This window comes from Streptomyces inhibens, assembly GCF_003389455.1.
Taxonomy (GTDB): domain Bacteria; phylum Actinomycetota; class Actinomycetes; order Streptomycetales; family Streptomycetaceae; genus Streptomyces; species Streptomyces inhibens.
The window spans coordinates 21,273-46,146 of the sequence record NZ_QUAC01000116.1; the positions used below are offsets into that span (position 1 = coordinate 21,273).

Below are 24,874 nucleotides of genomic sequence, written 5' to 3' on the forward strand. Positions count from 1 at the left end.
AGGCGGGGCGAGGTCCACGACCACTCCCGCCTGAGCACGCCCGTGCCGGGCGCACCAACCGATGACGGCATCGAGGGCCGGGCCCGCCATGTCGTCATGTCATCACGGTGGTTGAACGCTGAGCGCTCCTACCGCTCTCCACCGCCCCCTGCCCAGCACACCGGGCAGCTTCAGGGCGCACATGTCGCTCTCGTTCGGCGCGGTGGAGGCTTCTCGGGCTGCTCGACCCCGTCTCTCCATCGGCAGCGGACTTGCCATCGGCCGTGCAGAAACCTTTCCGTCGACGGCGGCGACTGCCGGGGGCGTGTAGTCCGCTGCATGTGGACGCCAATTTTTGCTGCTCCCATAACCGACGGGATTCGTGGGATTCCGCGCGCCGTATGGACCGCCGTAGCGATCCACCAAGGCGTACCGGAATTTTTGCAAGGTAACTTTCTCGCCAGGGTTGACTAGTTTTCACTCCTCGGGTTAGAACTAAGTTGATCTTCGTTGGCAGCCTCGAAAAGTGCGCCGGCGTGCAGGTGATCCGTTTTCGGTGCGGGGGTTTTGTCGTGCCCGCACGAGTGCTTTGAGATAGGGCGACCGGTTTCATCCCGGGGCGCAATCATCGATAGCTGCTTTCTATTGTCATGAAATTGGGGATGCGGAAATGAAGACCGCCGACGACATTGCGGGCTGGCTGAGGCAAAAAATCGGGGAAGACCTTGGGATGGCGGTCGGCGATGTCGACATGGATACCCAGTTCCGGGACCTGGGTGTTGATTCCGCCGGGATGACCGCCCTTACCGCGCAGCTGGCAACGCAGCTCGGGGCGCCCCTCTCCCCCACTGTCGCCTGGCACTTTCCGACCATCTCGACCCTGGCCGAAGCCCTCGCCGGCGGTACGGGCTCTCCGGCGCCTTCCGCGGCGTCGGCGGGTGCGGGCAGCGCGGTGCGGTCCGACGAGCCCATCGCCGTCGTGGGGTTGGCGTGCCGGTTCCCGGGCGCGTCGAACGCCGAGGCGTACTGGAACCTGCTGCGGTCCGGAATCGATGCGGTCACCGACATTCCCGCGGAGCGTTGGGACACCGAGGCGCTGTACGACCCGGATCCGTCCATGCCGGGGAAAATGAGCACCCGCCGTGGTGGCTTCCTGTCCGATGTGGACACATTCGACCCGCAGTTCTTCGGCATCTCGCCGCGAGAAGCCGCCCAGATGGACCCCCAGCAGCGACTCGCCCTCGAACTCGCCTGGACTTCCCTTCAGGACGCCGGGATACCGCCCGCGTCACTGCGCGCCGGCAGTACGGGTGTTTTCCTGGGGACCTTGTGGAGCGATTACGCACGGCTTGCCGGGCGTGACCTGGACGAGATCCAGCAGCACACCGCCACGGGCCAGGAGCCGAGCATCGTGCCGGCCCGTGTGTCGTACACCCTGGGCCTCCAGGGGCCCAGCATCGGTATCAACACCGCCTGTTCGTCGTCGCTCGTCGCCGTACACCTGGCATGCCAGAGCCTGCGTTCCGGTGAGAGCACCCTGGCTCTCGCCGGCGGCGTGAACCTGGTGCTCGCCCCGGAGAGCAGCGCCGCGATGTCGAAGCTCGGGGCCATGAGCCCGGCCGGGCGGTCCGCCGCGTTCGCCGCTTCCGCCGACGGATACGTCCGGGGCGAGGGCGGCGGAATCGTGGTGCTGAAGCCGCTGTCGGCGGCGCTGGCCGACGGGGACCGGATCCACTGTCTGATCCGTGGCAGCGCGGTCAACAATGACGGCGCAAGCAACGGCCTCACCGCGCCGAACCCCTCGGCGCAGGAAGCCATGCTCCGTGCGGCCTACTCGCGGGCCGGTGTCGACGTTCACGACATTCAGTACGTGGAGGCGCACGGGACCGGAACGCGGCTGGGCGACCCGATAGAGGCCCATGCGCTCGGCAAGGTGCTGGGCGCGGGGCGGACGACCGAGTCGCCGCTGCTGGTCGGGTCGGTGAAGGCCAACATCGGTCACCTGGAGGCAGCGGCCGGAATCGCCGGGCTCATCAAGGTGACCCTGGCGATGCGCCACCGGGTCATTCCCCCGACGCTCCACCACGACAAGCCCAACCCCGACATTCCCTTCGACGAGCTGCGTCTCGCCGTCCCGACCGCTCTCACCGACTGGCCCGCCGACGGCGACAAGGCCCTGGCGGGGATCAGCTCCTTCGGGTTCGGCGGCACCAACTGCCATGTGGTCGTGGAGGGTCCGCCCGCCGACCCCGCACAGCTGCTGCCGCTGTCCGCCCCCACCCCCGAGGAACTGCGGGAGGCCGCGGACGCGATGCTGGACGCGGTGGCGAAGGCACCGTCGGGCTCCGTCCCCGACTGGTGCGGCACCGCCGCCATGCGCCTGAGCACACACCCGTACCGGGCGGCGGTGACCGTCCGGAACAGGGACGAACTGCGCAGCGCGCTGAAGGGCATTGCCTCCGGCGACGCCCCCTTTGCCGTCAAAACCCCGCCTCGCCTCGCTTTCGTCTTCTCCGGCCAGGGCTCTCAGTGGTGCGGCATGGGACTCGATCTGCTGCACACCGAGCCGGTCTTCCGCGAGGCGCTGCTGGAGTGCGACCGCCTGATACACGCCCACTCCGGGATCTCTGTCGTCGAGGAACTGGGCCGGGACACCGGCGATTCCCGGCTGGACACCACGACCGTGATGCAGCCGGCCGTCTTCGCCGTCCAGGTCGCTCTCGCGGCGCTGTGGCGCTCGTGGGGCATCGAGCCGGACGGCGTGGTGGGGCACAGCCTCGGTGAGGTGGCGGCGGCCCATGTGGCGGGCGCGCTTCGCCTGGAGGACGCGGTACGGGTCGTCTGTGAGCGCAGCCGCCTGATGGACCGGATCGACGGTATGGGGGCCGTGGCGGTGGTGGACCTCCCCTTCGCCGAGGTCCGGAGCCTGCTCGCCGACTACCCCGGCCTCTTCCCCGCCGGTGCGAACAGCACGAACAGCTCTGTCCTTTCGGGAGACGCCGCGGCACTCGACCGGTGCCTGGCGGATCTGAGCACGCGCGGTGTCCGGTGCCGACGGGTGAACATGGGCGTCGCCTCGCACAGCGGACAGTGCGACCCGCTGCTGCCCGAACTGCGCGCGGCCCTGTCCGACATACAAGCGTCGCAGGCCGGGGTTCCGGTCATGTCCTCGGTGACCGCGGACTTCGTCGACGGCAGCGCACTCGACGCCTCGTACTGGGTGCGCAATCTGCGGGAACCGGTTCTGTTCGCTCCGGCGGTCGAGCGGCTCCTCGATGCGGGGTACGACCACTTCCTGGAGGTCAGCCCGCACGCCGTGCTCACCGGCTCGGTGGCGGAGATCGCCGGGGACCGCGGTGCGCCGGCCCGTTCCCTGCCGTCCCAGCGTCGTGGACCGGACGCGCGCGCGGTCATGCTGAACACCCTCGGCGAGCTGTACCGCTCGGGGCGGGACATCGCATGGCGCCCCGTCTACCCGGCGGATCTGCGTCTCGTCGCGCTTCCTCCGGCGGTGGACCGGCTCGCCGTCCCCGTGGCGGAGGACCGGCGCGTCCGCACCCTCCCTCTGAGCGCCCACTCCCTTCCGGCGCTGCGTCAACTCGCCCGCGAGACGGAGACCCTGCTCGCCGGGCCGGCGCACATCGGCCTGGACGACCTGAGCCACACCGCGGCATTCGGTCGCGACCACCACGAACACCGCGCGGCGGCGGTGTTCACCTCGTCCGAGGAACTCGGCGCGCAGCTGCGGGAATTCGCCGCCGGCCGCTCGGCGGACGGCCTTGTGGCGGGCAAGGCCCTGCGCAGGACGACGGGCCCGGTGTTCCTCTTCTCGGGTCAGGGCGCCCACGCCGCCCGTATGGGCTGTGAGCTGTTCGCCCACGAGCCCGTCTTCCGCACCGTCCTCGAACGGTGTGACCAGTGGCTGGCCGAGAAGGCGGGCTGGTCGCTGATCGCCGAGCTCCAGGCGCCGGAGGCGTCGTCCCGGATCGACGAGACGGAGATCACTCAGCCTGCCCTGTTCGCTCTCCAGGCCGGGCTGGCCGAACTGCTGCGGTCCTGGGGCATCCGGCCCGCCGCGGTCATCGGACACAGCGCCGGTGAGATCGCGGCCGCCTACTGCGCGGGGGTTCTCACGTTCGAGGACGCGCTCCTCGTCGCACTCCACCGGGGCCGCATACTGCAGCGGGCCACCGGCAGGGGCCGCATGGCCGCGGTGGGCCTGGGGGCACAGGAGGTGGCACGCCTGCTGGACGGCCGTGCGGGCGCGGTGTCCATCGCTGCCGTCAACGGCCCTCGTACGACGCTGTTGAGCGGTGAGACCGAGGCCCTGCAGGAGCTGCTCGACGGCCTCGACCCGGCCGTCTTCCGGCGGATGCTCCGCGTCGGCTACCCCTCGCACAGTCCCCAGATGCGCGTGTACCAGGAGGAGTTGGGCAGCCTGCTGGCGGACATCCGGCCGCAGGCGGGCGACGTTCCGGTGTTCTCCACCATCGACGCGGGCTTCCGCCCGGGAGAGCACTTCGACTCCGCCTACTGGATCCGGACGATCGCCGAACCCGTACGGTTCTCGGCGGCCGTCGAGGCGCTCGGCGCCGAAGGTCACCGGTCGTTCGTGGAGCTCGGGCCGCACCCTGTGCTCGTGGCCCCGGCGTCCCAGTGCCTGGAGCAGGCCGGCCACGAGGGCCTCGTCATACCGACCATGCGCCGGGAAGCCGGGGAGCAGCAGGCCCTGCGCGAGACGGCCGGCACCCTCTGGGCCCACGGGCATGCCGTCGACTGGAAGGCCGTACGGTCCCGTCCCGGCCGGCTGGTGACCACACCGGACTACCCGTGGCAGCGTGAGCGGTACTGGCTCAACCCGGCGCCGCTGACCAGGCGGGAACCCGTCACCGGAACGATGCTGGAACTGCTGGCCCGCGGTGACGTGGCCCGGGTCACCGACGAGATCGCCCGCCAGGGCGGCCTGTCGGACGAGGAAATCGGTCTGCTGCCGAAGATCCTCCAGCGCCTTGCGCCGGTGGGGGCCGAGCAGGCGCACGAGTGGCTGCACCGCGTCGTCTGGCGTGCGAAGCCGCTCGGGGCCCCGGCGAAGACCGCCGGCTCCGGCAGCTGGATCGTTGTGGCCGACGACCCGGAGGGTCCGCTCGCCCGCTCGGTGTCGCAGGCCCTTCGCTCGGCCGGGGAGGAATGCACCCTCGTCCGGATCCCGGGAGGGCCGAAGGAGGAGCTGTCGGCCGCACTGCGGCAGGCCGCCCGGGAGCTCCGCACTCCGTGTCGCGGCGTGCTGCAACTCGCCGGCGAGGTCCCGGAGGCGGGGCCCGAGGAGTCCTTGGAGCGCATCCTTCGTCCGGCCCTGGCCACGGTGCAGGCTCTCGCCTCCTGGGAGGAGCGGTCCGCGCCGCGACTGTGGCTCGTCACCTCGGGCGCGCAGCCCGTGGGTGAGCAGCCCGCCACGGGCAACGTGGCCCACGCCGCCCTGTGGGGGTTCGGCCGGGTCGTCGCCCTCGAACACCCCGAGGTGTGGGGCGGCCTCGCGGACCTCGACCCGGCACCGGCCGACCCGGCACGGGCGGCGGGCGCGCTGGTGAAGGAACTCCTCGCCGGAGACGGTGAGGACCAGGTGGCCTTCCGTGCCGGCAGCCGCCATGTGGCACGGGTGGCCCTCGACGAGCAGGACCCCGGGTCCGCGCGGCAGACCTCGGTCCGCCCGGACGGCGGCTACCTGATCACCGGAGGACTCGGCGGACTGGGTCTTGTGGTCGCCCGCCGGCTGATCGCCGCGGGAGCCCGGCACCTGGTGCTGCTGGGCCGTCGCGCGCCGGACGCGGACGCCCTCGCCACGCTCGCCGAACTGACCTCGTCCGGCGCCACCGTGGACGTCCTCCAGGCCGACGTCACCCGCGCCGAGGACGTACGGGACGTCGTGAGCGCCTTCGGGCGGCAACGTCCCCCGCTGCGTGGCGTCTTCCACGCCGCCGGCGTCCTCGACGACGGAACCCTGCTCCAGCAGGACTGGGACCGGTACCGGGCCGTCCTGGCTCCCAAGGTGATCGGCGCGCACCACCTGGACCTCTGCACCCGGGACCTGCCGCTCGACTTCTTCGTGCTGTTCTCCTCGTTCGTCGCCGTCCTCGGGTCTCCGGGGCAGGGCAACTACGCGGCGGCGAACGCCGCGCTGGACAGCCTGGCTCACCACCGCAGTGCGCTGGGGCTCCCCGCCACGAGCGTGAACTGGGGACCGTGGGAGAACGTCGGCATGACGGACTCGGCGGCCGGTGCGCGGTACCGCTGGAGCGAACGCGGGGCCCGGACGATCGGCCGTGACGAGGGTGCCCGTCTGTTCGACCGGATCCTGGAACGTCCCGCACCCCAAGTGGGCGTGTTCTCGGTCGACTGGGGGGTCTACCGCGACTGGCTGCACCCCACGGCCAACCGTGAACTGCTCGCTCTGGTGCACGCCTCGGCCGGAGCGGAGAGCGCCGAGGACGACACGGACACCGCGTCCTCCCTGGCCGACCAGCTGGCCGCGCTCGATCCCGGGGACCGGATGGAGCACCTGGTCGCGCACCTGGCTGCCAAGGTGGCCGACATCGTGGGCTTCGCCGCGGACCACGTCGTGGACCCCGACATCGGCTTCTTCCAGCTCGGCATGGACTCGCTCATGAAGCTGAAGCTGGTGACCCGCCTGCGGGAGGACCTGGGCGACCGGCTGACCGTGTCCGGGACGCTGCCCTTCGACCATCCGACCTGCGCGTTGCTCGCCGCCCATCTGCTCGACGAGCTGGCGCTCGCCCCGGGCGACGCGGCAGAGCCCGACGAGGACGGCGTGGAGGAGCTGATGGCCGAGGTGGAACGGCTCTCCGCCGACGAAGCAGCGCTGTATTTGGACCAACTCACCATGGAAAACCAGTCCGGAGGGGACCAGACGCATGAGTAGCATCGCCGACCGGATCGCGGCGCTCCCCGCGTCCCAGCGGGCCCTGCTGGAAGAACGACTGCGGAAGCAACAGCGCGCCGCCGCCCCGGCTCCTGAACCGATCGCCGTGGTGGGCATGGGATGCCGCTTCCCCGGTGGGGTCAGCGATCCCGAGACCTTCTGGAAGCTGCTGAAGTCCCGGACGGACGCGACCTCCACCGTGCCCGCCGGCCGTTGGGACGCCGAGCTCCTGCACGACCCGGAGACGGCGCGGCCCGGCACCGTGCGCTCCAAGCGCGGCGGTTTTCTCGACAGCATCGACACGTTCGACGCCGAGTTCTTCGGTATTCCCCCGCGGGAGGCGGAAACCCTCGATCCTCAGCACAGGCTGCTGCTGGAGGTCGCCTGGGAAGCCCTGGAACACATGGGGCAGGCGCCCACGGCGTTGCAGGGGACCCAGACGGGTGTCTTCGTCGGCATCGGGATCGACGACTACAAGCTCCTGCAGACCAGCGACCTGTCACGGATCGACGGGCACATGGGTACCGGCAACCTCTTCTGCGCGGCTGCCGGGCGCCTGTCCTACCTCCTGGGCGTGCGCGGCCCTTCCCTGGCTGTCGACACCGGTTGCTCCTCGTCCCTGGTGACGGTCCACCTGGCGATGCAGAGCCTGCGCTCGGGCGAGTGCGATCTCGCGCTCGCCGGGGGCGTCCACCTCATGATCGCCCCGGAGATGAACGTCTATCTCTCCCAGGCCGGTGTGCTGTCGCCGGAGGGGCGCAGCCGCGCCTTCGACGCGTCGGCCGACGGATACTCCCGTGGCGAGGGGGCCGGAATCATCGTCCTCAAGCGCCTTGCGGACGCCCAGGCCGCCGGTGACACGGTGCTGGCGGTGCTGCGGGGCTCCGCCGTCAACCACGGGGGCCGCGGCAGCGGCCTCACCGTCCCCAACGGCAGCGCCCAGAAGGACCTGATCAGCAGTGCCCTGAAGGCCGGGAGGGCGGAGCCGGCGGACATCGACTACGTCGAAACGCATGGCACCGGCACCCCGATCGGGGATCCCATCGAGGCGAACGCGCTCGGTGCCGTCTACAAGCAGGGCCGGACCTCCGACCGTCCGCTGCTCATGGGCACGGTGAAGACGAACGTCGGGCACCTGGAGGCGGCGGCGGGTATCGCCGGGCTCATGAAGGTGGTGCTGTCCCTGCGCCACGAGGAGATACCGGCCCATCTCCATCTGCGGGACCGCAATCCGCAGATCGCCTGGGACGAGCTCCTGCTCGACGTCCCCACCGAAGCCAGGCCGTGGCCCCGGAGCAGCCGGGCCCGTATGGCCGGAGTCAGTTCGTTCGGGATCGGCGGCACCAATGCGCATGTGATCGTCGAGGAAGCACCGTCCAGTGCCCCGGCGCCGGCCGGTGTCCCGGAGCGGTCACATCACCCCGTCGCCCTCTCCGCCCGGGACGAACCGGCCCTGCGCCACCTGGTCGAGCGCTACCGGCGCCACCTCGAACGGCACCCGGACGTGGCCTGCGCGGATCTGACGTACTCGGCGAACACGGGGCGCGCCCACTTCGCGCACCGCGCCTTCTTCGTCGCGTCGGACACCGAAGACCTGACGGCACAACTGGCCTCCTGGGAGGCACCGAAGACACCGGCCACCCCTCGTGGCCCCGGCCGCGATTTCCGCACCGCGTTCCTCTTCACCGGACAGGCGTCGCAGTACTTCGGTATGGGCGCCGGGCTGTACGCCAACCAGCAGGTCTTCCGGCAGGCGATCGACACCTGCTCCGAGCTGCTGCGGGAGCGGTACGGATGGTCCCTGACCGACGTCCTCTACGCAAAGGACGGCGACCGGTCGCTGATCGACCGCACGGAGTACGCGCAGCCGGCTCTCTTCTCGGTGGCCTACGCACTGGTGTCGATGTGGAAGGCGTGGGGCATCACGCCGTCCGTCATCCTCGGTCACAGCGTCGGCGAGCTCGCGGGAGCCTGCACCGCCGGGATCCTGCGGCTGGAGGACGCGCTGACGCTGGTCGCCGAACGCGGCCGGCTGATGTCGCAGCTGCCGGGTGACGGCGGGATGGCCGTCGTCCTCGCGGACGAGCCGACCGTGTCCGCGATGCTCGAACCCTATGCGGGGCGGCTGAGCGTCGCGGCGGTGAACGGCCCGCTCCAGACGGTGGTGTCGGGTCTTGTCGACGTCCTGGACGAACTGCTCGGATCGCTGCGGGACAAGGAGGTCGGCGCCCGCCGGCTCAACACCTCGCACGCCTTCCACTCCGCGCTCATGGACCCGATGCTGGAGCCGCTCGGCGCCCTGGCCGCCGGTGTGGCGCACCGGCAGGGGAACGTGCCGGTCATCTCCACGGTCACGGGCCGGCAGATCCGCGGCGAGGACATGCTCCGGGAGGACTACTGGAGGCACAACGCCCGCGAGACGGTCCGTTTCCTGCCGGCCGTCCACACACTGCTGGAGCGGCGGTTCGACGCGGTGCTGGAGATCGGCCCGGAGCCGGTCCTGACCCGCCTGGTCGGCAAGCAGGGCCTGGATCCCCGCGAGGACCGCCGCTGGCTGCCCTCGCTGTCCCGCCACGCCGACGACTGGCAGCAGGTCCTTGGGACCCTGGGGAGCCTGTATGCGGCTGGCGCCGACATCAACTGGCACGCCGTGGACGCCGGGTTCGCCCGGAACAGGGTTGTGCTGCCCACCTATCCGTTCCAGCGCAAGCGCTACTGGAGGGACACCCGGGCCACTCGTGGCACCCGCCCGGTGGGCACCCCCGTCTTCCCGGGCACCCGGCTGAGCTCACCCGCGCTGCGCGACACGGTGTACCAAAGCCGGTTCACGGCCGACTCCCCGGCCTTCCTGGCCGATCACGTGCTCTTCGGCACGGTGGTGGTCCCCGCGGCGTCCCATCTGGCCATGACCGTCTCCGCCGCCGTGCAGGGGCGCGAGGGCGCGGGCGCTCTGCTGGAAGGCGTCTCCTTCCCCCAGGCGTTGACCGTGGACCACGCCGAGCGAGAGATTCAGCTGATCATCGAGGGCGACGACGATGCGGAGCCCCGGGCCTTCCGCGTGGTCAGCGCGCCTGCGGGGACGACGGACCAGCAGGCCTGGACAACCCACGCCACGGGCACGGTGCGCGGATCGTCGGCAGCGGGGACGGCACGTCGGGTGCCCGCGGTGGACGAGCTGCTGGGCCGACAGGGCCGGCGCCTCGACGGTGCCGACTTCTACGCCGCGATGCGGGAGAGCGGCGCCGACCTCGGCCCCGGCTTCCGCTACCTCAGCCAGATGACGCGCCATCCCGGCGAGGTCCTGATCCGGATGCTCCCGCCGGAGCAGGACGACAGGGACGGCGGTTTCCTCCTGCCTCCGGGACTGGTCGACTCGTGTGTACAGGCCGTGGTGGCCCTGGTCTGGGCCGGCCGGCCGGGTGAGGAGCTGGGCGTACGGGTGCCCATCCGCCTGGACGGTATGCGGTTCCACCAGGCACCGCCGGCCGCGCCCCTGTGGTGCCACGTTCAGGAGCGCCCGGACCAGAGCCCGGACGACGACACCGTCGTGGCGGACCTGCTGCTGTTCGACGACGACGGCAACACCGTTCTGGAGATGGACGGCCTGTGGCTGCGCCGGGTGTCGGGGGATGCCCTGCTGCGCCGGGACGCCGCCGTCGTCCGGCAGCCCGTCTGGGAGGCCACGGACGTTAAGCCGGTACCCGCCGGCGGCACGCTGCCCGCCGCGGAATGGCTGGTCCTGGCCGACCGCCGGGGTGTCGGCGCCGCGCTGGCCGCACGGCTGCGGGCGAACGAGCACCGGGTCACGGTGGTCGAGGCCGGTGCCCACGAAGAGGCGGGCCTCAAGGCGCTGGTGCGGGAACGGACCGCTGAGGGCGGCTCGTTGAACGTGGCCTTCCTGTGGGGGCTCGACGAGCCCGAGGACGAGCCCACCGCGGACGCGCTCGACCAGGCTCAGGGAACGGTGTCCGCGGCCCTGTTGGCCCTCCTCCAGGAGCTGGGCAGCGCGGGGCGTGACGCACGGGTGCTGGTGGCGACCCGTGGCGCGCAGTCGCTCTCCCGGCACCCGGTCGGGGTCGTGCACGCTCCGCTGTGGGGCCTGGCGGCCATCGCGAACGCCGAGAACCCGGACGTACGCTGCGTCCTGGTCGATCTCGACCCGGACGAGCGGGCGGCGGAGAGTGCGGCCGAAGCGCTGTGCGCGGAGGCGCTCGGGGCCCTCGGCGACGACCGGATCGCCTTCCGCGGCGGCCGGCGTCATATCGCCGGGACGGCGGTGCCGGCGCTGGCGCACGACACTGCCGCGGCCGAGGAGTTGGTGCGGCCGGACGGCACCTATCTGGTGACCGGCGGGCTCGGTGCGCTGGGCCTGCACACGGCCGAGTGGCTGGTGAGCGGCGGTGCCCGGCATCTCGTTCTGGTCGGGCGCCGGGCTCCCTCGGAGGACGCCGGCCGCAGCATCCGCGAGTGGGAGCGGGCAGGCGTCCAGGTGGTCGTCCGTCAGGCCGATGTCGCGGACTTCCACGCCGTGCAGCGGGTCCTCGCGGAGCTGGAGACCTCCATGCCGCCGCTGCGCGGAGTGGTCCACGCGGCCGGTGTGCTGGACGACGGCAGTATCCAGCGGCAGAACGCCGATCGTCTGCGCTCGGTGATGGCTCCGAAGACGCGCGGCGCATGGAACCTTCATCTGCTGACCCGGGACGCGAAGCTGGACTTCTTCGTCCTCTACTCCTCCGTGGCCGCCCTCATGGGCTCCCGTGGCCAGAGTGGCTACGCCGCCGGCAACTCCTTCGTCGACGCTCTGGCTCACCACCGGGAGTTCCTCGGGCTGACCGGCACCAGCGTGGCCTGGGGACCGTGGAGCGGCGACGGGATGGTCGCGACCCTTGACGCGCACGCCGGCCGCCGGGTGCGGGAGAGCGGCTTCGGCATGCTGGAGCCCGAGCCCGCGTTCCGCGCGCTGGAGGACGTGCTGCGGGCCGGCATCCCGCATGCGTACGTCTATGCCGGTGAGCCGGCCGGCGTACGACCGGCCGGGGCGGGCCTGCCGGGAGGAGCGCGTCGGGAAACCCCGTCCGCGGCCCAGCAGTCCGTGTACGACCGGCCCGCCGCCCTCGGGGCCGCGCTCGCGCCGAGGAATGAGACGGAGACGAAGCTCGTCGCCATCTGGGAGTCGCTGCTCGGCATCCATCCCATCGGGGTGGAGGACGACTACTTCCAGCTGGGCGGCGACTCCATCACCAGCCTGCGGATCATCAGCCGGGCCAAGCAGGCGGGCATCCGGCTCACCGAGGCCGACCTCTTCTCCCACCCGACCGTGGCGGAGCTGGCGGCCGCGGCGAGCACGGTTCCCACGCCGCAGGACAGCGGGCCGGAGAAGAACGGCCCGGCGGCGGACGCACCTCAAGGCGTCGGTGTCCACAGCACTCATCTGGCCGAGGGCGACCTGCAGCGGCTGCTGTCCCGTATCGGGTCCGCCGCGACCGAGGCGCCTGATGTCACGGCGCGAAGCGGCGATGCGGCCAACGACAGCACCACAGAAAGGCGGAGCCGATGACCACGAGCATTGAGGGTGTACATCCCCTCTCTCCCTTGCAGCAGGGCCTCCTGTACCACACCATCCTCGACCCCGGAACGTCCTTCTACGTCGACCAGGTGATCCAGAAGCTCGACGGCGACCTGGACCCCGACGCGCTGGAGCAGGCGTGGCAGCGGGCGGTCGACCGGCACACGATCTTGCGGTCCTCGTACCACTGGGAAGAGATCGACGAGCCCGCGCAGGTCGTGTACGCCGCCGGCACCGCGCGGATCGAGCGGCACGACTGGCGGGACACCGGAACCGGTGACGACGTCGAGGCCGGTGAAGACGTCGAGGCGCGGCTGGAGAACTTCCTGCGCACCGACCGGCGCCGGGGCTTCCAGCTGGACCGCCCGCCGTTGTTCCGGCTGCACCTCATCCGTGTCGCCGAGCGAAGGCACCTCTTCGTCTTCCGCTACCACCACATCCTGCTCGACGCCTGGTCGGCTCTGATGCTGCTGGAGGAGGCGCTGTCCTCCTACGACCATCTGGTGCAGGGCCGGCAGCTGCCCTCCCGGGCCGTCCGGCCGTACCACGACTACGTGGCATGGATACGCCGCCAGGACATGAGCCGGGCCGAGGAGTTCTGGCGCGCCGAACTGGCCGGCTTCCGGCCCGCGCCGCTCGCCGTGGCCGGCACGGAGGGCACCGACGGCGCACCGGCGGAGACCGGCGCGGACACCGGCCGGGAGAACCCGGAGGTGTCGCGGGTGCTCACCCGGGAGACCGGGGACGCCCTGCGCCGGCTCGCCCGTGAGCACCGGCTCACGCTCGGCACCGTGCTGCAGACCGCGTGGGGCCTGCTGTTGAGCAGGTACACCGATCAGCAGGACGTCGTGTTCGGGATGACCATGACGCACCGGCCGGCCGAGCTGGACGGGATCGAGGACACCCTCGGGCTGTTCATCAACACGCTGCCGTTGCGGATACGGACGGCCCCGCACCGTCCGTTCGCCGAGTCGTGCGCCCGGGTGCAGGCCGCGCAGACGAGAATGCGGGGCTTCCTGGCCAGTCCCCTGGCGGAAGTCCAGCAGTGGAGCGATGCCGCACCGGGTGAGTCCCTGTTCGACAGCATCATGACGATCCTCAACGTGCCGCGGATCACGAACCTGGGACGCCGGACCGGCGAACTCGATGTCCGGGGTGGCGAATACCGCTACCACACCAACTATCCGCTGGCCGTTCTCGTCATCCCCGACGAGGAGATCAGCCTGCGCATCGGCTACGACCGGAGCCGCTTCGACACGGCCGTCGTCGAGCGCATGCTGGGGCACTTCGCCACGATCCTGGAAGCGGTGGCCGCCGACTTCACGCTGCCGGCCGGCCGGATCTCCCTGCTGACCGGCGGGGAGCGGCAGCAGATCGACGAGTGGAGCGCCGGCGAGACCGTTACGTCACCCGGCCTGTGCGCGCAGCGCCTGTTCGAGGAGCATGCGGAGCTGTCACCGGACGCACCGGCCGTGACCTTCGGATCCCAGGTTCTGACGTATCGTCAACTCGACGAGCGCGCCAACCAGATGGCGCACCTGCTGCAAGAAAACGGCATCGGGCCGGAGTCCCGTGTCGGGCTCTGCCTGGACCGCTCGATCGAGCTCATCGTCGCGATGCTGGGCGTGCTCAAGGCCGGTGGAGCGTTCGTACCGCTCGACCCCGCGTACCCCGCGGACCGTCTTGACTTCATGAGCCGGGACGCCGAACTGTCCCTGCTGCTGACGAGCACCACGGCGCAGGCGCACCTCCCCGCGCTCGATGTCCGCAGCCTGCTGCTGGACGAGCAGACCGAGGCGCTCGACCGGCACAGCACCGCACCCGTCGCCGACGGTCCGCAGCCGAGCGATCTCGCGTACGTCATCTACACCTCGGGGTCGACCGGGCGTCCCAAGGGAGCGCTCATCCCCCACGACGGGCTGGTGAACAGCTGCCTCGCACAAAAGGACGCGTTCGGCATCGGCCCCGAGGACCGAGTGTTGCAGTGGGCGTCCCCGAGCTTCGATGCATCGGTGTTCGAAGTCTTCCTGGCTCTGGGTGCGGGGGCGGTCCTGTGCCTCGCCTCCCAGGAGGACGTCATCCCCGGCCCGGGGCTCGTCGACCTGCTGGACCGCGAGCGCATCACCGCTCTGGTCATGGCTCCTTCCGCGCTCGCCGCCCTCCCGTTGGAGGCACCGGCGCGGCTGCCCGGGCTGCGCAGCATCGTGCTCGGGGGCGAATCGATCTCCACGGCGCTGCTCGACCGCTGGTGCCCCGGCCGACGGATCTTCAATGTGTACGGGCACACGGAGACCAGCATCTGGGCCACGGTGGAGGAGTGCGTGGCGGACGGGCGTCCCCCGTCGGTCGGACGCCCGATCCGCGGCATCCAGCTCCATCTGCTCGACAGCAATGGACAGCCGGTCCCGGTCGGCATCCCGGGTGAGCTCTGTCTCGGTGGTGTCGGAGTCGGCCGTGGCTACCTGAACCGGGCCCGCCTCACCGCCGAACGCTTTGCGCCGGACCCCTTCTCCGGCGTCCCCGGCGCCCGTCTCTACCGGAGCGGAGACCTGCTGTGCAGGCGCCCCGACGGACGGCTCGACTTCGTCGGCAGGGTGGACGGACAGGCCAAGATCCGGGGCCTGCGCATCGAGACGGGCGAGGTGGAGAGCGCCTTGCGCGAGCATCCGGAGGTGAAGGACGCCGCCGTCCAGGTGCGCGACGGCATCGGGGGCAACGATGCCGACCAGAGGCTGGTGGCCTACCTGTTGCTGCGGCCGGGTGACGAGCGGCCGGACGAGGACTGGCGTCTCTTCCTGCGCAAGACGCTGCCGGACTACATGGTGCCCAACTCCTTCGTCACGCTGGACGCCCTCCCCCTGACGTCCAACGGCAAGCTGGACTACGCGGCCCTGCCGGAGCCCGAGCGGAGCGTTGCGGCCGACGGACAGTCGGCGCGGCTCACCCCGTTGGAGAGCCAGGTGGCCGAGCTGTGGGCCCAGACGCTGGGACTGGACAGCGTGGGCGCGCACGAGGACTTCTTCGCGCTGGGCGGTAACTCCATCAAGGCCACGCGTATCGCGTCCCGCATACGTCAGGAATGGCAGGTGGAATTCTCCGTGCGAGCGGTGATGGAAGGCGGAACCGTCGTCGGCTGCGCAGCCGCGCTCACGCAGGCGCTGGCGACCGGAATGAACGAACCGTCGGCGAACTGAGCCCCGGACGCCTTGTTCCCACCGGCCATGACCGGCCGCTTTCCCCGGCGAGCGCGGAAAGAGCGCCGTTTACTTTCGAAAGGACCACATGAACGCCACGGCTGACGATCCGGGTGTGTTGTTTCCCTTTGGTACCCCTGACCTTGCAGCGCCCGTCCGGGTTTTCTGCCTGCCGTACGCGGGCGGCGGCGCCGGCCTTTACCGTGCATGGAGCCAGCGCACTGTTCCCGGTGTGGCGATCGTGCCGGTACAGCTGCCGGGGCGTGAGAACAGGCTCCATGAGCCGCCGGAGCACGATTTCGACGCCCTCGCCGCACGGCTGGCGGAGGCGATCGCTCCGTGGACGGGCGAACGCTACGCCCTCTTCGGACACAGCATGGGCGGTCTGCTCTCGTACGAACTCGCCCACCGGCTGCAGGAGCTGACGGGACGGCCGGCCGAGCTGCTCGCCGTGTCCGCCTGCGCGGCGCCCGACGTGGAACGCCCTTCTTGGCGCATTCACGATCTGCCCAGGGAGGAATTCGTCGCGGAGGTGCGACGGCTCAACGGCACCCCGCAGGAGGTGTTCGAGGACGAGGACCTCCTCGACCTGTGCCTGCCGCGCATCCGCGCCGACTTCTCCGTGCTGGCGAGCTACCGGTACCAGCAGCGGGCTCCGCTGGCCGTGCCGGTCACGGCGCTGTGCGGAACCCGCGATCCTCAGGTCCCCACCTGGTCGGTGGAGAACTGGCGCAGCCACACGGCCCGCGAATTCAGGCTGCATCTCGTGGACGACGACCACTTCTTCATTCACCGTCACGAGCAGGCCGTCTTCGAGCACCTCACCGATGGGCTTCGCGAAGTACTCGTGTGAGGCGAGGAACCGACCGGCCGGCGGAAAACCGGCCGGCAGTCGCCACGGATCAACACCTCGCCTTGCCGACACAAGAAAACGGAAACCGGATATGAGCAATCCCCTGGACGAGCCGGACAGCTCGTTCGTGGTGCTGACGAATCACGAGGCGCAGTACTCGCTGTGGCCGGTGTTCGCGGAACTTCCCGACGGGTGGACGGTCGCGCATCCAGAAAGCGACCGGCAGACCTGCCTGGATTACATCGAAAAGGAATGGACGGATATGCGTCCGAAGAGCTTGGTGAACATGATGAGGGGTGTCGCATGAGCAAGACGGTTACGACGATAGCCGAGGTCTACAACCACGCCCTGGCAGCTTCGGCGATCAGTGCGGCGTGGGAGGTCGGCATCTTCGACGCGCTCCGGGAGGCAGGACCCCTGGATGCCGAGGCTTTCGCGGCCGAGCAGGGGCTGGACGCAGGCTCGGTGCAGGAGCTGTTCCGCGCGCTGGCCGCGGCGGACGTGGTCAGCCGCGAGGGCGTCAAGGTCCGCCCCGGCCCGAACTTCGAGGAAGCTGACCGGTCCAAGTCGCTGTTCCACTGGATGACAAAGGGCTGCGGCGAGCTGTTCAGCACCCTCCCGGACCTGATCCGCGAAGAGAACCGGGTGGGCTCCTTCTACCGGCGTGACGCGGCGGCGATCAGCGTCGCGTGCCGTGAAATCAACGCCGAGTGGTGGGACCCGGTCTTCCGGCCGGTGGTGAGCGGGCTGGACTTCAGTTACGTCGCCGACCTGGGATGCGGCAGCGGCGAGCGGCTGATCCGGCTGGCTCAGTCCCGGCCGGGCGTACGGGGCCTCGGCATCGACGCCGCCGACGGAGCCATCGAGGTCTCCACCAAGGCGGTGGCCGATGCGGGCCTGTCGGACCGCATCACCATCACCCAGGGCGATGCCACACAGCTCGAAGCGCGCGCCGAGTACGCGGGGGTCGACCTGCTGACCTCCTTCATGATGGGACACGACTTCTGGCCCCGCGCCGAAGCGGTCGCGTCGCTGCGGCGCATCCGGGAGGTCTTCCCCGATCTGAAGCACTTCCTGCTCGCGGACGCGACGCGGACGACGACGTACCCGGACACCGAAATGCCGGTCTTCAGCATGGCGTTCGAGTTCGCTCACGCGGTGATGGGCGACTACCTGCCCACGCTGGAGGAGTGGGGCCCGGTCTTCGAAGAGGCAGGCTGGCGTCTCGTGGAAGCGCACCCCATCTCCGTCCCGGCGGACAGCGTGATGTTCCACCTGGTCCCCGCCAACTGACCCACTGCCGCCCCGGTGCCTCGGACCGACGCACCGGGGCGGCAGTGCGTCGGCGAGCGGCGGCCTCAGCACTCGCCGACGTCACCCGCGAGGCCACCGGCGCCGGCACCCGACCGCCGGCGCCTCACCCCGCCCCGGCAAGCGCTGTCCGCCCCGCCGGAGTGTCGGCTCGCCCTTTCTCGTAGACGGTGAGCCCCCGTGCCAGATGGAGAGGCACGAGCAGCAGCTCCACGACGAGTGCCTTCCATGCGTAGACGAGGTTCACGGCCTTGGTCGCGTAGACACACGGAATGTTCAACAGCACGCCGGCAAGCGGGAGTTTGCGGCGGCGGGCTGCGTAGATGAGGGGTGGTGTCGTCAGCAGGAGTTCGGCTCCGGCCCACCAGGCGAAGGCGAGGGCGGGTGGCTGGTCCGTGGTCGCGGCGATCACGAACGGTGTCGCCCACCAGAGCGGTGCGGTGAGGATTTCCAGGAGGGCGAGCAGCACCCAGACCGCCAGCAGGGGTTTGTGGAGGATCAGCCGGCCCAGGTGGAGCCGGACGTTCTGGCAGAAGCCGGCCATCCAGCGCCAGACCTGTTTGCGGAGATAGGTGAGGTCTTCGGGGTCGGCGGCCAGCGCGACGGCGTCGGGGACATAGACCGCGCGGCGGCCCGCGATCTGCTGGGACCAGGTGAAGTCCATGTCCTCGAATTTCCTAATTAGGAATTCACGAGAATTACGACACTCTCCTCACCTCTGAAGAAGAGTATCAACTGCCCCCACGCTGAGCCCTGTGGGACCATCGACGATCTCACCAACATCCCGAATCGGGACAATGCGGAAATAGCTCGCGCCGACAAGCCAGCAAACTGTCAGCATCGTCCCCGCGATCTTGGCAGACAGGCGCTTCCGCTCAGCCCACCGCACCGGTAGCAGCGCCCAGCTGCGCCGTCCGTGTGGCCGGTCCAAAGGCCAGCCGACGAGCTGTACACCTGACCGACCGGCATCAGGCCAAACCTCCATGTTGCAAGAAGACGGCGGACGGTAGGGTAAGCGGTCGGTCGGTAGCGGATCCCACGGCGCCGGCCACATCACCAAGCAGGGCAGGTAGGGAGGGCTGACGTGGCTCGAGAGCCAAGCGAGCTTGGAAGTCAGTTCACCAACCTGGCCCTCGCCTCAGCCAATTTCGGGTTTCTCCTCCCCTACGAACCGCTCCTAGTGCTCTACGGCGCTTCATCCGAGGCCCGTATGTCCACTGCCCCTACCGACTCGCTGGTGGCGGCGCGCCAATTCGGTGAGGTTCTTGCAGCCAAGCTCGGCCACGTGGCCGGTGTGCGGTCGCCGACGGCAGACCAGGCGTCTCGTCTGCGGGTACTGACTCGTGCCGGGCTACTCCCTGCACGAGTCCTCGCCGCGTTCGAGGACCTTCACGGCTCCCCTGACGGTGCCCCTGACCCGGCAGAGGTGGTGGCCCCGCACCTGGTGCAGCGCTGTTTCGAGCTGGCTGTCTGGTTCTTCCGGCTCCAGACGTCCGACCAGGAGCCGATGTCCTTCGTCCACACCGGCCCGTCCGACCTACGTGTTCTGGCGGAGCGAGTGTCTCCGCTGGATGCGGTCCTGCCCCGGTTGCGCCGGGAGTTCGATCTCCGAGTGGGGCCGACATCGCTGCCGGCTTCAGAGCGAGAGCACCTGATCGTCGGTGCCCGCGACGCAGCCTATGAGCCGCTGACAGAAGCGGCGATCGTGGCGGAGGTGCAGCGCAGGCTCACCAAGGCAGGGTGGGATGTTCTGGGCCCGGATGCGGATGATGACCGGAGCCGCTCACTCGGTTGCGTGTTGGTGGAGCCTGCTCTGTCCGGCGGCAGCCGTGCCGACTTGCTGCTGTTGGTCGGCGGGCAGGTGGTGGGCATCATCGAGTGCAAGAGGGACGGCGCCGATCTCACCACGGCCATGGAGCAGGCGAGGATGCTGGCTGCAGCAGTGACAGACGCCTCGCCGTGGCCGGTCTGGCGCTCTCCGCTGCCGTATCGGTACGTGAGTGACGGACGACGTCTGCTTTTCTGCGACGCCAATGATCCAGAACCGCGGGCCCGGCTCGTCAGTGGCTTCCACCGGCCGGCCACTTTGGCGCGTTGGCAGCGTGAGGCAGAGGCGGACAGTGAGGCACCGACCTATCGAGCCAGGCTGACGGCCCACCTGCCCCGTCTGGACGAGGGATCGCCGGCGGCCGGACAGCTTCGTCCGCCGCAGATCAGGGCAGTACGGGCCGTCGAGCAAGCGCTCGCTGCCGGACAACGCCGTGCCCTGGTGCAGATGGCTACCGGCACGGGACGGGTCAACGCCGAGGTCTTCGCGGCCTACCGTCAGCTCAGGTATGCCAGGGCTGCCCGCATTCTCTTCGTGGTTGATCGCGTAATGATGGCGCATCAGTTGACTGCCCGTTTCCGGCAGTTCAGTACCCCGGATGCGGGGCGGAGTCTTGCGGATGTGTACCAAGTCGAAGAGCTGACCTCGGCAGGCCCGACTCCGTCGGCGTCAGCCGTCGTGGCCACGGTGCAGAGGCTGGAAAGCATGCTGGCAGGCACGCCAGAGCCGGACAGTGGATCCGCACGGGTATCGGCATACGAGACCGCCGAGCAGGTCTCGCATTCCGACAGCGCTCCGCTCGAAGTCACCTACTCCGAAGCTCTGCCGCCTGATTCCTTCGATCTCATCGTCGTCGACGACTGCCACCACTCGGTCTATGGACGAGGGCGTGCCCTCCTTGAGTACTTCGACGCTCCCGTGGTCGGATTCACCGCGACACCGGTCGCCCCGATCTTCGGTTTCTTCAACGCCAACCTGGTCAGCGAATACCTCTTTGAACAGGCCATCGCCGATGGTCTCGTCGTGGACTACTCCGTCTACCAGACACGGTTCGAGCCGTCCGGGCGCGCGGTGCTCGTGCCGTTGCACGAGCACATCGCCGCCGAAGCCAAGCGTCCGCGCCGCACCCAGTACGAGCAGTTGGACGAAGACCTGGCTTACGCCGGCCCGGACAGCGACCCGCGGATCGTCGGGTCCGAACGACTGGCTGCAGTTGTGACGGCGTTCCGTGATGCACTGCCCACCCTGTTCCCGGAGAGGGCGGCCCCGGGTGGGCTGGGCGTCCCCAAGACCGTGGTCTTCGCGCTCAACGACCTGCACGCGGAAAACATCGTGCATCACATCCGCGAGGTGTTCGGCTTCGGCGGTGCCTTCTGCCAGAAGATCACCATGTGCAGAGACGACCCGGCCCAGCTTCTGAGGGACTTCAGGACGACTTCGCAATTCCGGATTGCCGTGGTGGTGGACATCATGTCCGGCCCCACCGACATGCGGGCGGTCGAGTGCGTGCTGTTCCTGCGCGATGTCCGGTCCGCTGCCTATTACGAGCGGCTGCTGGCGCAGGGGGCTCAGCGCATTGCGCCGGCGGAGCTCCGCGCCGTCACCCCAGGAGCATTTGCTAAGACCCAGTTTGTGGTGATCGACGCGGTGGGTACCTCGCGCCACCACCACCGACGGCTCGTCAATGTGACCGACGCGTCCGGCCGGGCAGGCCGGCGTGCGCTGGAGCGCCTGCTGAACCGTACGGTGGACGCCGGCATGACCGCTGACGAGACGGCTGAACTCGGGGTGCGGCTTGCCCGGCTCGTTCCCGTGCTGAGCGAAGCTGATGGCGCCGCGGTCCGGAAGCTGGCCGACTTTTCCTTGGAAGGGTTGGTGGCCCGGCTTCTCGGCACCGTCGATGCGGACCACATGGCGCAGGTCCGCGCAGCCTGGGGTGACGAGGCCCTCGACGAGGAAGTCCGCGATGCCGGCGCCCTGCTCGGCAATAGGCCTGCGCTGCGGCAGATGTTGCTCGGCCTCTACGACCGACCGGCCGCATCGGATGCGGGGGAGCCCGCCGGGCAGAGTGCGGCTGCCGAGGACGTGCGCCGGCGTCTGGCCGCGTTTACGCAGCAGGCCGGACCCTTCACTCCGGCCCAGCTGTGGTGGATCGAGAACATTGCGGAGGCGACTGCCGCTGCCGATGACCGATTCAATCCCCGGGACCTCGACAGCGTCCCGTTCTCGGGTCGGGGCGGCACGGACGGGTTCCTTGGCGCGTTCGGGGCCGACGTCGCGATCGACCTCTTGTACGAACTGGGTGAGGCGCTCGCTTGAACAACGACCTTCCCACCGGTTGGACCACCGTCCGGCTGGCCGACGTACTGCGCGAACCGTTGGTCAACGGCCGGTCCCTGCGCACCCGCCAGGACGGCTTCCCCGTGCTGCGGGCGACGGCCCTTCGCCCGGTGAGGGTGGACTTCACCCAGACCAAGGGCGGCGACTGGACAGCCCACGACAGCGCGCCTGCTCTGGCCGAACCCGATGACCTGCTGGTCAGCCGGGCCAGCGGCTCGCTGGCCCTGGTCGGCGAGGGCGCCTTGGTGGATGCCCCTCCCAGTCCCACGACCTTCCCTGACACCATGATCCGCGTGCGCGTGCTGCCCTCCCTCGTCGATCCGCGTTACCTCGCGCACCTGTGGAACTCACCGGTCGTGCGCCGCCAGATCGAGGCCTGCGCACGCCAGGGCGGCGCAGCGATCTACCGGATCAATCACGGCGACCTGGCGCAGATCCTGCTTCCACTCCCGGCACCCGGCGAACAGGCCCGGATTGCCGCCCTGGTGGAGAACCACCTCGCCCGGATCAACGCCACCACAACCCGAACCCGCAGGGCCCTCGAGCAGGCTGACGAACTGAACCAAACGATGAGCGCCCGGGCCAGTGTGGGGCGGCTCTCCGGCGCGGACCGCGCACCGGGAGACCTGACCCCCGCCGGCACACACGACGGCGCTCTGCCGTTCTTGCCTGCCGACTGGCGCTGGACGCGCTTGGAGAACGTCGCCGACGTGACACTCGGGGTTACCAAGAACAGCAGGCGGCAGTGGGATCCCGCGGACGTGGAGGTTCCCTGCCTCCGGGTCGCGAACGTGCAGCGAGGCCGACTGGCCCTGGAGGACGTCCACTCAATCCGGCTGCCCTTGCAGCGAGCACAGGCCGCCCGCCTCCGCACCGGTGACGTGATCCTGACCGGCGGCGGAGACCGCGGCCAGCTGGGCCGCGGCTGGATTTGGGAGGAGCAGTTGCCTGACTGCGTCCACCAAAACCACGTGTTCCGAGCCCGCATCACCGGCCAGCAGCTGCACCCGAAGCTGCTGGCCTGGCACGCCAACGGATTCGGCCGCCAGTGGTGCGAGCGCAACGCCACGCAGGTCACTGGGCTGGCTTCCATCGGTCTGGGGAAGATCCGCATGATGCCGGTGCCCGTCGCTCCGGCTGAGGAGCAGCAACGGCTGGTCGCTCTGGTCGACGCGCACCTCACGGCCCTTCAGACCGCGTCCGCTGCGGCCGAACGAGCGGTTGCCGTGGCCGACCGGCTGCGGAGCAACCTCCTGCAGCAGGCGTTCACCGGCCAGCTGCCGGACGCCTTCCACCCGCTCGGGCAACAGGAGTCCTCGCCGTGAACCCACCTGTCTCCTCCCACCCCGGGCCCGACCAGGACCTGGCCAAGGTCCTGTGGTCCTTTGCCGACGTGCTGCGAGAAAACGGAATCTCAGGCACCGAGTACGTCGAACAGCTCGCCTGCCTGATCCTCCTCAAGCTCGCCCACGAGCAGAGCCACCGCCCCCTCAACCCCGTGGACGTGATCGGCTACGACGCATGGGGACAGATCCGCTGGACCGACAGGCAGAACCAGCTGCCGGTCTACGAGCACACCCTGGACTCCCTTGCGCGCCGTCCGGGCAACCTCGGTCTGCTCTTTCGAAGGGCACAAAACCGGGTCTCGGACCCTGCCAAGCTCAGTCGACTGATCGACCTGGTCGACCTCTACCACTGGTCAGGGGACGACAGCACCAGCCGCGGCGCGGTCTTCGAAGACCTGCTGGCCCGATTGACCGCCGACCACAAGACCGGCGCCGGGCAGTTTTACACCCCTCGGCCGCTGGTCGAGGCGATCGTGCAGTGTGTCCAGCCGGGCGTCGACGACACGATCATCGATCCGGCCTGCGGCACGGGCGGCTTCTTGATCAAGTCATTCGAGTACCTGGTCAACCACTTTCCCCCCGGCGTCACCCCAGCCCAGCGCGCGCGACTGGACCAGGGCGCGTTCTTCGGCACCGAACTCGTCGATGCCACGGCGCGGCTGGCCACGATGAACCTCGTCCTGCACGGAATGACGCGGGCCGACGCCGCCGACTCCCTGATCACCGTCGGTGACGCGCTCGCCCGGCCTCCGACGCAGCACGCGACGCTGGTCCTCACCACGCCTCCGTTCGGGAGGCGCTCCATGACCACCGGCGACACGTACGCGTACTACCGACCCGACTTCTGGACGGAGACCGGCAACAGGCAGCTCAACTTCCTCCAGCACGTCTACAGCCTGCTGGAGACCAACGGCCGGGCAGCCGTCGTGGTTCCCGACAACGTCCTGTTCGAAGGCGGAGCCGGCGAGCGGGTCCGACGACTACTCCTTGACGCCTGCGACGTACACACCCTGCTCCGGCTTCCGGCAGGTGTCTTCTACGCAACCGGTGTCAAGACCAACGTCCTGTTCTTCGACAAGCCCGCGCCCCGGCCGGACGGCAGCCCATCCACCAAGCAGCTGTGGGTGTACGACCTGCGCTCCCACAGCCCCGCGCCGACCAAGACCACGACGCTGGTCGGCTCCGACTACGAGGACTTCGTGTCCGCCTACCGGCCCGGGCGGCCTCGCAACGAGCGGGTCGAGTCACCCCTGTTCAGGTCCTTCAGCGTGGAGGACCTGCTCGCCAGGGACCGCATCAGCCTCGATCTTCAGGTCGCAGACCCACCGGACGAGCCCTTTGCACCCGTCGAGCCCGAGGCCGACCTGCACCACATGGCACAGGAGATTGCCGGCGAACTCCGCTCGGCATTGGAGGAATTGACCGCCCTCACCGAAGCGCTGCGGCCCTACGGCGCACACGGCGACCGCCCGGATCGGGACTCGGCGAAGTGACCGCGACCACATCAGCTGCGAATGGAG

General features: G+C 69.8%; 10 protein-coding genes. 9 read left to right on the top strand and 1 reads right to left on the bottom strand.

Annotated features, from left to right (window positions below; genetic code table 11):
• Window positions 1–649: 649 nt before the first annotated feature.
• The 6 genes from DY245_RS14715 (at window position 650) to DY245_RS14740 (ending at window position 17,822) form a co-directional block, all read left to right on the top strand.
• Complete coding sequence (locus DY245_RS14715) at window positions 650–6,916, top strand: type I polyketide synthase (protein ID WP_128507437.1); 6,267 nt, start codon at window positions 650–652, stop codon at window positions 6,914–6,916.
• Window positions 6,909–12,473, top strand: a complete 5,565-nt coding sequence (locus tag DY245_RS14720) for a type I polyketide synthase (RefSeq protein ID WP_128507439.1) — start codon at window positions 6,909–6,911, stop codon at window positions 12,471–12,473. Before DY245_RS14715 ends, DY245_RS14720 begins: the two co-directional genes overlap by 8 nt.
• Window positions 12,470–15,676 carry a non-ribosomal peptide synthetase gene (locus tag DY245_RS14725; protein ID WP_128507441.1) on the top strand — a complete coding sequence of 1,069 codons (3,207 nt, stop codon included), beginning with the start codon at window positions 12,470–12,472 and terminating at the stop codon, window positions 15,674–15,676. Before DY245_RS14720 ends, DY245_RS14725 begins: the two co-directional genes overlap by 4 nt.
• Window positions 15,677–15,764: 88 nt before the next feature.
• Window positions 15,765–16,529: a thioesterase II family protein gene (locus tag DY245_RS14730; RefSeq protein WP_128507443.1), complete on the top strand. Its 765-nt coding sequence runs from the start codon at window positions 15,765–15,767 to the stop codon at window positions 16,527–16,529.
• A gap of 91 nt (window positions 16,530–16,620) precedes the next feature.
• Window positions 16,621–16,836, top strand: a complete 216-nt coding sequence (locus DY245_RS14735; RefSeq protein ID WP_128507445.1) for an MbtH family protein — start codon at window positions 16,621–16,623, stop codon at window positions 16,834–16,836.
• Window positions 16,833–17,822: a class I SAM-dependent methyltransferase gene (locus tag DY245_RS14740; RefSeq protein WP_128507447.1), complete on the top strand. Its 990-nt coding sequence runs from the start codon at window positions 16,833–16,835 to the stop codon at window positions 17,820–17,822. The genes DY245_RS14735 and DY245_RS14740 overlap by 4 nt, the downstream gene beginning before the upstream one ends.
• A gap of 124 nt (window positions 17,823–17,946) precedes the next feature.
• On the opposite strand, the gene DY245_RS14745 is transcribed toward DY245_RS14740, so the two are convergent.
• Window positions 17,947–18,504, bottom strand: coding sequence for a glycosyltransferase family 2 protein (locus DY245_RS14745; protein WP_244943042.1), 558 nt, complete (start codon window positions 18,502–18,504; stop codon window positions 17,947–17,949).
• Window positions 18,505–18,924: 420 nt separating this feature from the next.
• Between DY245_RS14745 and DY245_RS14750 the strand changes: the two genes are divergently transcribed.
• The 3 genes from DY245_RS14750 to DY245_RS14760 are packed head-to-tail and all read left to right on the top strand — an operon-like array spanning window position 18,925 to window position 24,847.
• A complete protein-coding gene (locus tag DY245_RS14750; protein ID WP_128507449.1) occupies window positions 18,925–21,987 on the top strand; it encodes a DEAD/DEAH box helicase family protein in 3,063 nt (1,020 codons plus the stop codon).
• Complete coding sequence (locus DY245_RS14755; RefSeq protein ID WP_128507451.1) at window positions 21,984–23,333, top strand: restriction endonuclease subunit S; 1,350 nt, start codon at window positions 21,984–21,986, stop codon at window positions 23,331–23,333. Before DY245_RS14750 ends, DY245_RS14755 begins: the two co-directional genes overlap by 4 nt.
• Window positions 23,330–24,847 carry a class I SAM-dependent DNA methyltransferase gene (locus DY245_RS14760; RefSeq protein ID WP_220377886.1) on the top strand — a complete coding sequence of 506 codons (1,518 nt, stop codon included), beginning with the start codon at window positions 23,330–23,332 and terminating at the stop codon, window positions 24,845–24,847. Before DY245_RS14755 ends, DY245_RS14760 begins: the two co-directional genes overlap by 4 nt.
• Window positions 24,848–24,874 lie beyond the last annotated feature (27 nt).